Genomic DNA, 13,633 nt, shown 5'->3' on the forward strand with positions numbered 1-13,633 from the left:
TACCGAGCAAACGTGCATGCGTGGCATAATGAGAAAATCCCCTGCACAAGGCGGGGAATGAACGAGAGACGGGTGCCCATTCAAGACGAAAGAGTGGGTTTCCCCACTCTCTGCTTGCCATTATCTTTGCCAATTCCACTAAAACTATAACACATTGGGAAATATATTGCAACGGGAAACTGCCGCCCGGACGAAAGAGCACTGTCCGCTTCCTTCAGCGGCGGCGTTTCCACTAAAACAGCGACAGCTGGTTATGGTCTGGAAGCGAGTCAAGGCAGCCGCGGCTTTCTAGATACTCGAGCAGCGTTTTCGACAATTTGCCGCGCTGCTGCAAATCCTCCTTCGACAAAAACTCGCCTTCCTCGCGAGCGCGCACGATCGCCTGCGCCACGTTCGTCCCAAGCCCCGGAATGGCGTTGAACGGCGGAATGAGCGAATTGCCGTCAATGACGAATTCCGTCGCCTGCGAGCGGTACAAATCGATATTTTTAAAGGAGAATCCGCGCTCGCACATCTCTAAGGCCACCTCTAGAACCGTGAGCAAGCTTTTTTCTTTCGCCGTCGCCTGAATGCCTTTGGCGTTGATTTCCTCAATCCGCTTGCGAATGGCGGCTGACCCTTTGATCATGGCGTCAAGGTCAAAGTCCTCCGCCCGCACCGTAAAGTACGACGCGTAATACAAAAGCGGATGGTGCACCTTAAAGTAGGCGATGCGCACCGCCATTAACACGTAGGCGGCGGCGTGCGCTTTCGGGAACATGTACTTGATTTTTTTGCATGAATCGATGTACCAATCCGGCACGTCATGTTTGCGCATTTCTGCTTCAAACTCCGGCGTTAAGCCTTTTCCTTTGCGCACGGATTCCATGATTTTAAAAGCGAGCGACGGCTCGAGCCCGCGGTAAATCAAATAGACCATAATGTCGTCGCGGCAGCCGATGACTTCCGATAACGTGCACGTGCCGTTTTGAATGAGCTCTTGCGCATTTCCGAGCCACACATCGGTGCCGTGCGACAAGCCGGAAATTTGCACGAGTTCGGAAAACGTTTTTGGCCTTGTCTCTTCCAGCATTTGCCGAACGAAGCGCGTGCCAAACTCCGGAATGCCGATCGTGCCGACATTGCACATGATTTGCTCCGGCGTAACGCCAAGCGGCTCGGTGCTGCTGAAAATGCCCATCACATCCGGGTCGTCGGTCGGGATCGTTTTCGGATCGATGCCGCTTAAATCTTGCAGCATGCGAATGACCGTCGGATCGTCGTGCCCGAGAATATCGAGCTTCAACAAATTGTCGTGGATCGAATGGAAGTCGAAATGGGTCGTCCGCCATTCGGAGGACGTGTCATCGGCCGGATATTGAATCGGCGTAAAATCGTAAATTTCCATATAATCCGGGACGACGATGATGCCGCCCGGATGCTGCCCGGTCGTTCGCTTCACCCCGGTGCAGCCAGCCGCGAGCCGGTCGATTTCCGCGCCGCGCAGCTGAAGATTATGGTCGCTCGCATACGCTTTGACAAATCCGTACGCCGTTTTGTCAGCGACCGTGCCAATCGTCCCGGCGCGGTAGACGTTGTCTTCGCCAAACAGCACTTTCGTATAGTTGTGGGCGCGCGGCTGGTATTCGCCGGAGAAGTTCAAATCAATATCCGGCACTTTGTCTCCCTTAAAGCCAAGGAACGTCTCAAACGGGATGTCGTGCCCGTCTTTTTTATATTTCGTCCCGCATCGCGGGCAGTTTTTATCCGGCAAATCAAACCCTGAGCCGACCGAACCATCGTTAAAGAACTCCGAATGCTTGCAGTTCGGGCAAACGTAATGCGGCGGCAGCGGATTGACCTCAGTGATTTCCGTCATCGTCGCGACAAACGACGAGCCGACCGATCCGCGCGACCCGACAAGGTAGCCGTCATCGAGCGATTTTTTCACAAGCTTGTGCGAGATCAAATAAATGACGGCAAAGCCATGGCCGATGATGCTTTTTAACTCCTTCTCAAGCCGCTCTTCAACAAGCTTCGGCAACGGGTCGCCGTAAATGTCCTTCGCCCGCCGGTAGCTCATTTCCCTGATTTCCTCGTCCGCCCCTTCGATGCGCGGCGTATACAGCTCATCTTTGATCGGCTTGACATCGCCGATTAACGAAGCGATTTTTTGCGTGTTGTCAACGACGATTTCCTTCGCTTTTTCCGACCCTAAAAACGAGAAGCAGTCAATCATTTCATTCGTCGTACGGAAATATACATCCGGCAGTTCATGGCGGTTGAGCGGATTCGCTCCGCCTTGCGAATGGATTAAGATTTTCCGGTAAATTTTATCTTCTGGGTTCAAGTAATGGACGTTGCCAGTGGCGACAACCGGGATGTCGAGCTTCTCACCAAGGGCGACGATGCTGCGGATGATGTTTTTGATCATCTCTTCGTCTTTCACATAATCCATCTCGATGAGCGGCTTGTACACGTCCGGCGGATGCACTTCAAGAAAATCGTAAAAACGGGCGATGTCTTCGACTTCTTCTGGCGCCTTTTGGATCAAGTTGTCAAACAGCTCTCCTTTGTCGCAGCCCGAGCCGACAAGCAGGCCGTCGCGATGCTTGACGAGCACGGAGCGCGGGATGCGCGGCATACGGTGAAAATATTGAATGTGCGACAATGACACAAGCTTGAACAAATTTTTCAATCCAGTCTCGTTTTGCGCCAACAGCGTCACATGGAACGGGCGCGCAAGCCGATAGGACGATTCGCTGTGCGTGCGGCTGTTTAATTCGTCATGAAACAGTATGCCGCGTTCTTCCGCTTCCTTCAACAGCTTCATAAGCAAATGCCCGGTTGCCTCCGCGTCGTAGATGGCGCGGTGGTGCTGCGTCAATTCAATGTCAAATTTTTTGCACAATGTATTGAGCCGATGGTTTTTCAAATCCGGGTATAAAAAACGGGCCAGTTCGAGCGTATCGATGACCGGATTCGTGATTTTGCCGCGCCCCATGCGAGCGAGGCCCGCGTTTAAAAAACCGATGTCAAAGCTGGCGTTGTGGGCGACAAGCGTGGCATCGCCGGCCCAGTCAACAAAACGGGTCAACACGTCTTCCGGCTTCGGGGCGTCTTTCACCATCTCATCGGTGATCCCAGTCAGCTCCATCGTTGTCACCGACAACGGATGTCCAGGGTTGGCAAACGACATAAACCGATCAATGATCTCGCCGTCTTTCACTTTGACCGCCGCCAGCTCAATGATCGTATTGTACACAGCCGACAAGCCCGTCGTCTCGACGTCAAAGATGACGTACGTTTCCTCCGAAAGACGGCGGTGCGTTTCATTGTAGGCGATCGGCACGCCATCATCGACGATATTCGCCTCAAGGCCGTAAATGACCTTCATGCCGTGTTTTTTCGCCGCGCTGTACGCCTCCGGAAACGACTGAACAACGGCATGATCAGTGACGGCGATCGCCGGATGCCCCCATTTTTTCGCTTGCTCAATGAGTTTTGTCACCGAGGTGACCGCGTCCATTTGGCTCATCGGGGTATGCAAATGGAGCTCGACCCTCTTTTCCCCTTCCGGCGCCGTATCTTGCCGTTCGTTTGCGGCGATTTCGTTCAAATCGTTGGCGATGATGACCAAATCACGGACGAACGTATCGTTTTGCACGCTGCCGCGCACTTTCACCCACATGCCTTTTTTGACGCCGCTCATGAGCTCGGCGTCCTCTTTGTCACGCGAGAACATTTTGACTAAAATCGAGTTCGTGTAATCTGTGATTTTCATGGTCAACAGCGTGCGGCCGCTTTTTAATTCGCTTACTTCGGCGTCAAATACATAGCCTTGCACCACGACGCGCCGCTCTTCTTCGACGATCGTCTCAAGCCGCCGCACCGGCTCCTCGTCGCGGATCGGATAGCCGATGACAAGCGGACCGGACGGAGGCGCAGACGCGGCCTTTTCTTCTTCCCTCGCTAAATCGGTCAGCACAGCAAGCGCTCGCTCTTCGTCCTCTTGCTGTTTTTGCGCCAAAAACTGTTCCATTTCCTGCTTGGACGGCTCGACGCTGACGTCAAGCTGAAGGGGGGGAAACCCAAACGAAGCGTACACATCAGCGATTTTTTTGGAGAACCGCCGTTTGATCGCCAGCGCTTCCGCTTCATGGCGGGCAACGACAAGCAGCTTGTTTCCTTTCAGCTCCGGCGTCTGCCGGCTGAGCCAATCGACAAGCGGCGACATGCCTTCTTGCAGCTCGGCAAGGCAAAGCGGCCAATACGCCTGCACATCCGCCTCAGTTACGCGCGGCGCTTCGACTTCCATCGTATGGCGGACGGCGGCGACATGGCGGAACGCCGTCTGCAGCCGATCGGCAAACGTTTTGTATACATGAACCGGCAGCACGTTGTCGAACTGAAAATAAAAATGCCAGCTTTTCTCCTCTTTATCGATCACGACTTTGCGAATGGCCGCCTCACGAAAATGCGGCATCCATTCGTCCGACGTCATCTTCAGCTGCTCAAGCAGGATAAGAAACCGCTCTTTTTGTTCTTTTGTCACCATGACGTTCGTTTGTTCCCCTCTCAACATCATTCTCTTTTCTATATCATACCATAACAAAAGCGCTGGCGAAAAAGACAGAATTCTTTTTCGCCAGCGCCGGCACTCATGATTGAAGGAGACGGCGTGCAGTGTCGACAAGCTCGCTGACCGGCACATCGAACGTCTCGCCTGTTTTCCTCACTTTTACTTCCACAACGCCTTCGCCCGCTCGCTTGCCGACGGTGACGCGGAGCGGAATGCCGATCAAATCGCTGTCGGCAAACTTCACCCCAGCCCGTTCGGGGCGGTCGTCATACAACACTTCAAACCCAGCCTGTCCGAGCTTTTCATACCACTCTTCCGCCAACGCACGCTGTTCATCGCTTTTTGCGTTCGCTGTAAGCAAATGGATGTGAAACGGGGCGACCGAAGCCGGCCACACAAGCCCGTGTTCGTCGGCAAACTGTTCGGCGATTGCGGCCACCAATCTTGATACGCCGATGCCGTAGCAACCCATGATCATCGTCTGCGTTTGACCGTTTTCATCCAAATAGACGGCGTTCATCGCTTCGCTGTATTTCGTGCCAAGCTTAAACACGTGCCCGACTTCAATGCCGCGGGCGAAGCGGATCGTTCCTTTGCCGTCCGGAGACGGGTCGCCCTCTTGGACAAAGCGCAAATCCGCATACTGGCTGACGGCAAAATCGCGGCCCGGGTTCACGCCGATGTAATGATAGCCTTCCTCGTTTGCGCCGCAAACGCCGTTGACGATGGCGGCGACAGCATGGTCCGCGATCACTATGACGTCTTCGCTGACGCCGATCGGGCCGAGCGAGCCGATTGGAGCGTTCATCACCCGCTCCGTTTCTTCCGGCGTCGCCAATTCGACGACCGTCGCGTCGAGCACGTTTTTCACCTTTACCTCGTTCGCTTCATGATCGCCGCGGACGAGAACGAGCACATAGCGGCCGTTCACATTGAACAAAAGCGATTTGATGCAGCGCTCCGGCGATATTTGTAAGTGCGAAGCGACTTCAGCGATCGTTTTTTGCCCCGGCGTTGCCACTTTTTTTAATTCGGCTGGCGGCTCATCGCTTTTTTCGTACGTCGCCACGACCGGCGCCATCTCAATGTTGGCGGCGTAGTCCGACGCGTCCGAATAGGCGATCGTATCTTCGCCGATGTCTGAGAGCACCATAAACTCATGCGTATCTTTGCCGCCGATCGCTCCCGAGTCAGCGATGACGGCGCGGAAGTTTAATCCGCAGCGGCGGAAAATGTTCGAATAGGCGTTGTACATGTCGTTGTACGTTTCATCCAAGCTCTCTTTTGACGTATGGAACGAGTAGGCGTCTTTCATCATGAACTCGCGGCCGCGCAACAGCCCAAAACGCGGACGCTTTTCATCGCGGAATTTCGTTTGGATTTGATACAAGACAAGCGGCAGCCGCTTGTACGTTTTCACCTCGTCGCGGACGATCGCCGTGATCATTTCCTCATGCGTCGGCCCGAGGGCGAAATCGCGCTCGTGCCGGTCTTTTAAGCGCATCAGCTCCGGCCCGTACGAGTACCAGCGGCCGGACTGCTGCCAAAGCTCAGCCGGCTGCAAGGCCGGCATGAAGAGCTCCATCGCTCCAATCCGGTTCATTTCCTCGCGAATGATAGCTTCCACTTTTTGCAAAACACGTTGCCCAAGCGGCAAAAACGTATAGACGCCGCTTGCGCTTTGACGAATGAAGCCGGCCCGCAGCAGAAGCTGATGGCTTTTCACTTCCGCATCCGCCGGCACTTCACGCAACGTCGGAATAAATGCTTGACTTTGTCTCATCCATTAGCCACCTCGTTTTCTCTCTATAGGAAAAATTTTTGAATGTCATTCCATGTCACCACAAGCATCAGCAACATCAGCAGGGCGAAGCCGATAAAATGGACCATTCCTTCTTTTTGCCGGTCGACCGGCTTGCCGCGCACCGCTTCAATGGCGAAAAAGAGGAGCCGCCCGCCGTCTAGCGCCGGCAATGGCAACAAGTTGACAATCCCCAGGTTGATGCTTAAAATCGCGCCCCATTTCATCAAGTAGTAGATCCCAGACTCAGCAACTTTCCCGGTCGATACGGCGATGCCGACCGGTCCGGACAGCATGTCGAGATGAAAATGGCCGGTGATCAGTTGGCCGATCCCTGTTACAATTTCCCGCGTCCAGTAGTACGTCTCAATCAGCCCTTGCTTGATCGAGCCTAACACCGATTTTTCCATCGGCTGATAGACGCCGATCAAGCCGATCGTCTCCCCTTGCACCGTTTTCGCCTCCGGAGTGACCGTCACACTCCGTTCTTTCCCATTCCGCTCAATTTGAAACTGAAGCGGTTCTCCCGGATGGGCGCGAATCGTGTTGACGATTTCCGTCCACGTTTCCATCCGTTCGCCGTTAATGGCGATCACTTCATCCCCTTGCTTCAAGCCGGCGGCGCGCGCCGCTCCTTCCGGCGTCAGCTCGCCGATCACCGGCTTGTCGACCGGATAGCCTTGCAAAAGACCGATGATGATAAAGACAACGAGCGACAAGAGAAAGTTGGCGAGCGGTCCGGCCAAAATCGTCATCGTTCGCTGCCCGAGCGTTTTTGCCGCAAATTGGCGATGGTACGGAGCAATTTGAATCTCTTGGCGGTCGACGACGAAAAACGCCGGCTCCTTGACCGTAAACCGCTCGAACCGCTCGCCGTCCGTATAGCCGGTCACATACATGCCATGCTCTAAATCGGCCTCTTCCACTTCCACTACGCGGATATTTGGATAATCGTCCTTATGGTTGAGGACGATTTTTTCCACTTGGCCGTTCTCATCAAGCAAAAGGCCGACGACTTGCCCCCGCTTCAATTCAATCGTCTCCGGGTCTTCACCGGCCATGCGGACAAAGCCGCCAAGCGGGAGCAGGCGGATCGTGTACACCGTTTCGTTTTTCTTGAACGAAAACACTTTCGGCCCGAAGCCGATGGCAAATTCGCGGCACAAAATGCCGGCCCGTTTTGCCAGCAGCAAGTGGCCGAGCTCATGAAAAAAGACGAGGGCACCAAAGACGACGATAAATGAAATAATCGATTCCAACGTTTCAACCACCTTTATGATAGTAGTGAGCGGACGTAGGCGCGCGCGTCCGCATCGATTTCACGAATGTCCTCAAGCTGCGGATCGCTCACTGGCCGATGGCGCTCGAGCGCGCGTTCAATCCACTCCTCGATGGCCAAAAACGGAATGCGCCCGGCTAAAAACGCCGCCACCGCCTCCTCATTGGCCGCATTCAACACCGTCGGCAGCGAGCCGCCGCGCTTGCCAGCCTCATAGGCGAGACGCAAACAGCGATAGCGGTCGAAATCAACCGGGGCGAAATGGAGCGCCCCAAGCGAGATGAAATCAAGCGGCTTGGCGGATGGGAGCGGCAACCGCTTTGGATACGCAAGCGCATATTGGATCGGAACGCGCATATCCGGGGTTCCAAGCTGCGCCAATACACTTGTGTCACGGAACTGAACGAGCGAATGGATGATGCTTTCTCGATGCAAAACAACCTCAATCCGCTCATACGGCAGCCCGAACAGCCAATGAGCCTCAATGACCTCAAATCCTTTATTCATCATGGTCGCCGAATCAATCGTAATTTTTGCCCCCATCGACCAGTTCGGATGGCGGAGCGCCTCTTCGACCGTCACATCAGCGAGCTCTCCTCGCGTCTTGTCGCGGAAGCTGCCGCCGGATGCGGTTAAAATCAGTTTTTCGACGTGCTCCAACTTTTCCCCTTGCAAACATTGAAAAATAGCCGAGTGTTCGCTGTCCACCGGCAACAGCGGCACGCCGCGCCGCTTGGCTGCGGCCATGACGAGATGTCCGGCGACAACGAGCGTCTCTTTGTTGGCGAGGGCGATCGCTTTTCCCGCTTCAATCGCCTTCATCGTCGGCACAAGGCCGACGCTGCCGACGACAGCGGTGACGACAACATCGGCTTGTGGGCAAACGGCTGCTTCAATCAATCCTTCCTCTCCGTACACGATCGTCGTCCGCCCGCGGTACTCGCGATAAAGAACTTCATACGCATCACGGTCAGCGACGGCGACAAGACTTGGGGAAAATTCAGCGATCAGCCGCCTCGCCGCCTCGATATTTTTCCCGACCGATGCGGCGGCCAAGCGGAATTCGTCCGGATGGGCGCGGATGACATCGAGCGCCTGCGTGCCGATCGATCCGCTCGCCCCTAATATACTAATATATTTCAATCGTTTCACTCCCCACCCACTTATCGTGCGATTGCAAGCAATATGTACAATAGCGGCAGCACGAACAGCAAGCTGTCAAACCGGTCTAAAATGCCGCCATGTCCCGGCAAAATCCCCCCGGAATCTTTCACGCCGTAATGGCGCTTAAATGCCGATTCGATCAAATCGCCGAGCTGACCGAACGCCGACAGCAGCAACGCGACGCCAAGCGCGGCTGCCAAACTGCCAAACGGCGCCGCCGCCCACTCGTAAATCTCGGCGACAACAGCCGCGGAAGCGATGCCGCCGATGGCGCCTTCCACCGTTTTTTTGGGGCTGATCTCCGGCCATAGCTTGCGCCGGCCAAACGCGCGGCCAAAGAAATACGCCCCAATGTCAGTCGCCCAAATGACAAACAAGGCATAAACGAAGTACACGAACCCAACCAAACGAACAGCGCCGAAACAGAAAAACCCTACGCCGACATAGACGACCGCCAAAACGACAAACGCCGCCTCATCGAACGAGAGCGCATTTTTCGTCACGACCGTACCGACAAGCAACAAAAAAGCCAAAGCGGCGATCACGCCAAACTTGACGGCCCCGGACACCACCCACTCGCCGCCGTAACGGGCGGGAACGAGCAGCAGCCAAAGGGCGATCAATCCAGCCGTTCCGGCAAACGACCCAAGACGCATCCCCTTCATACGCAGCAACTCAAACAGCCCGATCGTGGCCAATATATATGTTACTATTATAAACGGAAATCCGCCAAAAATAACAATCGGCAAAAAGAGCGCCGCCGCTATGACTCCGGTGATGATTCGCTGCTTCATCGCGCTGACACTCCTCCAAATCGGCGGTCGCGCCGCTGGTAAGCGGCAATCGCCTCTAAGAAATGTTGCTCCGTAAAATCCGGCCATAAGACATCCGTAAACCAAAGTTCCGTATACGCCAACTGCCAAAGCATGAAATTGCTCAAGCGAATCTCCCCGCTCGTACGGATGAGCAAGTCAGGGTCAGCGAGCCCGCTCGTCATCAAGTACGAGGAAATGAGCGGCTCGGTGATGTCTTCCGGCGCGAGCATCCCGCGTTCAACGTCTTTGGCGATCTGCTTTACGGCGGCAGTGATTTCCGCCCGGCTTCCATAATTAAGGGCAAAGTTTAACACAAGGCCGGTGTTGCCGCTTGTTTCCTTCACGGCTTTCTCGACCGCCCGGCGCGTATGATCAGGCAGCGCCTCCGCATGACCGATCACTTGGACTTTGACATTTTCGGCGACGAGCTCGGGAAGAAACGTCGTCAAAAACTGTTCCGGCAGCTTCATCAAATAATCGACTTCACTTTTCGGACGTTTCCAGTTTTCTGTCGAAAACGCGTAAAGCGACAAAATCTGAATCCCCAGCTCATTCGCAAAACGAGTGATTTTGCGCACAACCTGCATGCCTTCGTAATGGCCGGCCGCCCTCGGCAGCGCCCGCTTTTTCGCCCATCTCCCGTTTCCGTCCATAATGATGGCGACGTGGTTCGGCACCGGATGCCTGAGCACCTCTTCTTTCGTCACCGGGACGTCTTTCTCTTTTGTTTTTCGCATTTTATTGAACATACGAGTCCTCCGGGATCGTGTTTTGCCTTTCCATTATAGCAAAAAAACCCTCCATCAACATAGAGGGTTTGCATCGTTTTGCCTATACTTCCATCACTTCTTTTTCTTTTTCTTTTGAGATGGCGTCAATTTTGGCGATGTGGTCATCGGTCAGCTTTTGCACTTCGTCCGTGTAGCTGCGGAGCTCATCTTCCGTAATCTCTCCGTTTTTCTCGAGCTTTTTCAATTCATCGTTCGCATCGCGGCGGATGTTGCGCACCGCGACTTTCGCGTCTTCTGAATACTTTTTGACAAGCTTCGCCAGCTCGCGGCGCCGTTCCTCGGTGAGCGGCGGAATGACAAGACGAATGACGGATCCGTCATTCGATGGCGTCAGCCCTAAATCCGATGCTAAAATCGCTTTTTCCATTTCTTTAATGGCCGATTTGTCGTACGGCTGAATGACAAGCAGCCGCGCTTCCGGCACGCTGATGGAGGCCAGTTGGTTGATTGGCGTCGGCACGCCGTAATAGTCAACGGTTACTTTCTCAAGCAGCCCTGCGTTCGCCCGCCCGGCGCGAATGCTTGCCAGCTCGCGGGTGAACGCTTGCACCGCTTTATCCATCTTTTCTTTCGCCTGTTGGATCACTTGCTTTGCCATCGTTATTTCCCCCTTACGATCGTTCCGATGTTTTCACCTAACACAGCGCGTTTAATATTGCCTTCTTCCATAATCGAGAAGACGATGAGCGGAATGTTGTTGTCCATGCAAAGCGAGGAAGCAGTCGAATCCATGACGCCGAGCCCTTGCTTGATGACGTCCAAGTACGACAGCTCATCGTATTTGACCGCATTGGCGTCGACGTTCGGGTCGGCGCTGTAGACGCCATCGACGTTGTTTTTCGCCATTAAAATGACGTCCGCCTCGATTTCCGCCGCCCTGAGCGCCGCGGTCGTATCGGTCGAAAAGTACGGGTTGCCTGTGCCGGCGGCGAAAATGACAACTCGTTTTTTCTCAAGATGGCGAATCGCCCGGCGGCGAATGTACGGTTCGGCCACTTGCCGCATTTCAATCGATGTTTGCACCCGCGTTTCCACACCGAGCTGCTCAAGGCTGTCCTGCAAGGCGAGGGCGTTCATCACCGTCGCCAACATGCCCATGTAATCAGCCGTCGCCCGGTCCATGCCCATTTCGCTTCCCGTTTTTCCACGCCAAATGTTGCCGCCGCCGACGACGATGGCGACCTCGACGCCCAGTTCAACAACTTCTTTCACTTGTTTGGCGATCGACTGAATGACCGCCGGTTGAATGCCAAACCCTTGCTTTCCGGCGAGCGCTTCCCCGCTCAACTTTAACACGACGCGTTTGTATTTTGGCTGTTCCATGTCAAACCTCCATGATGCGAGTCGCTTTGAAAAACAGGGAACACGCGCGTGTTCCCTGTTGCGGTCCGTCATTGCTTTCTGACTTGGCTCATGACTTCTTCGGCGAAATTGTCTTGGCGTTTTTCGAGCCCTTCGCCGACTTCATAACGGATGAACTGCTTGACTGTTGCTCCGTTCGATTCGACGTATTGGCGCACCGTCACATCCGGGTTTTTCACGAACGCTTGCTCGAGCAGGCAGACGTCTTCGTAAAACTTGTTCAGCCGGCCTTCGACCATTTTTTCAACGATTTTCTCCGGCTTGCCTTCGTTCAATGCCTGTTGTTTCAATACTTCACGCTCATGCGCAATCTCTTCCTGCGGCACGTCGTCGCGCGAGACGTATTTCGGATGAAGTGCGGCAATGTGCATGGCGACATCTTTGGCGACGTCTTCGCTCGCATTGCCGGCTAATAACGTTAATACGCCGATGCGCCCGCCCATGTGCAAGTACGCACCGAACGTTTCGCCGTCCGCTTTATTGACGACGGCAAAGCGGCGAAGCGTAATTTTTTCACCAATTTTGGCAATCGCTTCGTTGATGTAGTCTTGGACGGTCGAGCCGTTGTCCATCGTTTGACCAAGCGCTTCATCAAGCGAAGCCGGCTTTTGTTTCAGCAAGTGGGCGGCCAGCTCTTTGACAAGCGTTTGAAATGCTTCGTTTTTCGCAACGAAGTCCGTTTCCGAGTTCACTTCCAAAATGACGGCGGTATTGCCTTCCACCGCGATGTACGCCATCCCTTCGGCCGCGATGCGGTCCGCTTTTTTCGCCGCTTTGGCAATTCCTTTTTCGCGCAGCCAGTCAATCGCTTTCTCCATGTCACCGTTTGTTTCGGTGAGCGCCTTTTTGCAGTCCATCATGCCTGCGCCTGTTTTTTCGCGCAGTTCTTTCACCATTTGTGCTGTAATCGCCATAAAAAAATCCTCCTTCTCATTGTCCGGTATATGTATCGGCGCCGGCAACGGCTTCCCGTTTTACCCTTATTCGTTAGTATAGCCAAAAGTTGCTCATTTCTGTCTCAAAAAAAGGTGATAAAAGGCTTTCCCCTCTTATCACCTTTCTTGTGCATCGTTACTCTGCCGCGACGGCCGCTTCTTCGCCTTGTTTCGCCTCAAGCACGGCGTCGGCGATTTTCGAAGTCAACAGCTTAACAGCGCGGATGGCGTCGTCGTTGGCCGGAATGACATAGTCAATTTCATCCGGATCGCAGTTCGTGTCGACGATGCCGATGATCGGGATGTTCAGCTTGCGCGCTTCCGCCACCGCGATCCGCTCTTTGCGCGGGTCGATGACAAACAACGCATCCGGCAGCTCTTTCATGTCTTTGATGCCGCCCAAAAACTTCTCAAGACGCTCTTTTTCTTTTTTCAAGCGAATGACTTCTTTTTTCGGCAGAACGTCAAACGTTCCATCTTCTTCCATTTTTTCAATTTCACGCAGCCGTTTGATCCGCTTTTGGATCGTAGCGAAGTTCGTCAGCGTGCCGCCGAGCCAGCGTTGGTTGACATAAAACATGCCGCAGCGTTCCGCTTCTTCCTTCACCGACTCTTGCGCTTGTTTTTTCGTGCCGACGAACAAAATTTTGCCGCCATTCGCCGCCAATTCGCGGACGAAATTGTATGCTTCCTCGACTTTCTTCACCGTTTTTTGCAAGTCGATGATATAGATGCCGTTGCGCTCCGTGAAAATGTATTTTTTCATCTTCGGATTCCAACGGCGCGTCTGGTGTCCAAAGTGGACGCCAGCTTCAAGCAGTTGTTTCATCGAAATAACCGACATGTATGCTCCTCCTGTTTCCTTAGTGGTTTTTGGTCCTCCGCCTGCCTCATCTTTCAGCAAGACTGGAGTTGCCAGCACCGT

10 protein-coding genes are annotated in these 13,633 nt (G+C 54.1%); all 10 read right to left on the bottom strand.

The genetic code is table 11. The features are described 5' to 3' along the window. Window positions 1–232: 232 nt before the first annotated feature. Window positions 233–4,537 (bottom strand): PolC-type DNA polymerase III, encoded by a 4,305-nt coding sequence (locus LG52_RS09095; protein ID WP_044733177.1) that lies wholly within the window; start codon window positions 4,535–4,537, stop codon window positions 233–235. Window positions 4,538–4,640: 103 nt separating this feature from the next. Continuing rightward, window positions 4,641–6,344, bottom strand: a complete 1,704-nt coding sequence (locus LG52_RS09100; RefSeq protein WP_044731695.1) for a proline--tRNA ligase — start codon at window positions 6,342–6,344, stop codon at window positions 4,641–4,643. Window positions 6,345–6,367: 23 nt separating this feature from the next. Next, the gene (gene rseP, locus LG52_RS09105) at window positions 6,368–7,633 is read right to left on the bottom strand and encodes an RIP metalloprotease RseP (RefSeq protein ID WP_197071987.1); all 1,266 of its coding nucleotides are present in this window, start codon (window positions 7,631–7,633) and stop codon (window positions 6,368–6,370) included. A 2-nt stretch (window positions 7,634–7,635) separates the two neighbouring features. Then, window positions 7,636–8,784, bottom strand: coding sequence for a 1-deoxy-D-xylulose-5-phosphate reductoisomerase (gene dxr, locus LG52_RS09110; RefSeq protein WP_044731697.1), 1,149 nt, complete (start codon window positions 8,782–8,784; stop codon window positions 7,636–7,638). A gap of 20 nt (window positions 8,785–8,804) precedes the next feature. Next, window positions 8,805–9,599: a phosphatidate cytidylyltransferase gene (locus LG52_RS09115; protein WP_044731698.1), complete on the bottom strand. Its 795-nt coding sequence runs from the start codon at window positions 9,597–9,599 to the stop codon at window positions 8,805–8,807. Continuing rightward, window positions 9,596–10,369 carry an isoprenyl transferase gene (locus tag LG52_RS09120; protein WP_044731699.1) on the bottom strand — a complete coding sequence of 258 codons (774 nt, stop codon included), beginning with the start codon at window positions 10,367–10,369 and terminating at the stop codon, window positions 9,596–9,598. The genes LG52_RS09115 and LG52_RS09120 overlap by 4 nt, the downstream gene beginning before the upstream one ends. A gap of 82 nt (window positions 10,370–10,451) precedes the next feature. Continuing rightward, window positions 10,452–11,009, bottom strand: a complete 558-nt coding sequence (frr, locus tag LG52_RS09125) for a ribosome recycling factor (RefSeq protein WP_044731700.1) — start codon at window positions 11,007–11,009, stop codon at window positions 10,452–10,454. 2 nt (window positions 11,010–11,011) lie between these two features. Beyond that, window positions 11,012–11,734, bottom strand: coding sequence for a UMP kinase (gene pyrH / locus LG52_RS09130; RefSeq protein ID WP_011230751.1), 723 nt, complete (start codon window positions 11,732–11,734; stop codon window positions 11,012–11,014). A gap of 68 nt (window positions 11,735–11,802) precedes the next feature. Next, on the bottom strand, window positions 11,803–12,687 hold the full coding sequence (gene tsf / locus LG52_RS09135) for a translation elongation factor Ts (protein WP_011230750.1): 885 nt from the start codon (window positions 12,685–12,687) through the stop codon (window positions 11,803–11,805). A 157-nt stretch (window positions 12,688–12,844) separates the two neighbouring features. Then, window positions 12,845–13,552, bottom strand: coding sequence for a 30S ribosomal protein S2 (rpsB, locus tag LG52_RS09140; RefSeq protein ID WP_044731701.1), 708 nt, complete (start codon window positions 13,550–13,552; stop codon window positions 12,845–12,847). Window positions 13,553–13,633: the final 81 nt, after the last annotated feature.

Source organism: Geobacillus kaustophilus (genome assembly GCF_000948285.1).
Taxonomy (GTDB): Bacteria; Bacillota; Bacilli; order Bacillales; family Anoxybacillaceae; genus Geobacillus; species Geobacillus thermoleovorans_A.

Bases quoted from the DNA above. Each gene is read 5' to 3' on its own strand.
- LG52_RS09100 (WP_044731695.1), bottom strand. From the start codon at position 6,344: ATGAGACAAAGTCAAGCATTTATTCCGACGTTGCGTGAAGTGCCGGCG.
- rpsB (WP_044731701.1), bottom strand. From the start codon at position 13,552: ATGTCGGTTATTTCGATGAAACAACTGCTTGAAGCTGGCGTCCACTTT.
- frr (WP_044731700.1), bottom strand. From the start codon at position 11,009: ATGGCAAAGCAAGTGATCCAACAGGCGAAAGAAAAGATGGATAAAGCG.
- LG52_RS09095 (WP_044733177.1), bottom strand. From the start codon at position 4,537: ATGGTGACAAAAGAACAAAAAGAGCGGTTTCTTATCCTGCTTGAGCAG.
- LG52_RS09115 (WP_044731698.1), bottom strand. From the start codon at position 9,599: ATGAAGCAGCGAATCATCACCGGAGTCATAGCGGCGGCGCTCTTTTTG.
- tsf (WP_011230750.1), bottom strand. From the start codon at position 12,687: ATGGCGATTACAGCACAAATGGTGAAAGAACTGCGCGAAAAAACAGGC.
- LG52_RS09120 (WP_044731699.1), bottom strand. From the start codon at position 10,369: ATGTTCAATAAAATGCGAAAAACAAAAGAGAAAGACGTCCCGGTGACG.
- pyrH (WP_011230751.1), bottom strand. From the start codon at position 11,734: ATGGAACAGCCAAAATACAAACGCGTCGTGTTAAAGTTGAGCGGGGAA.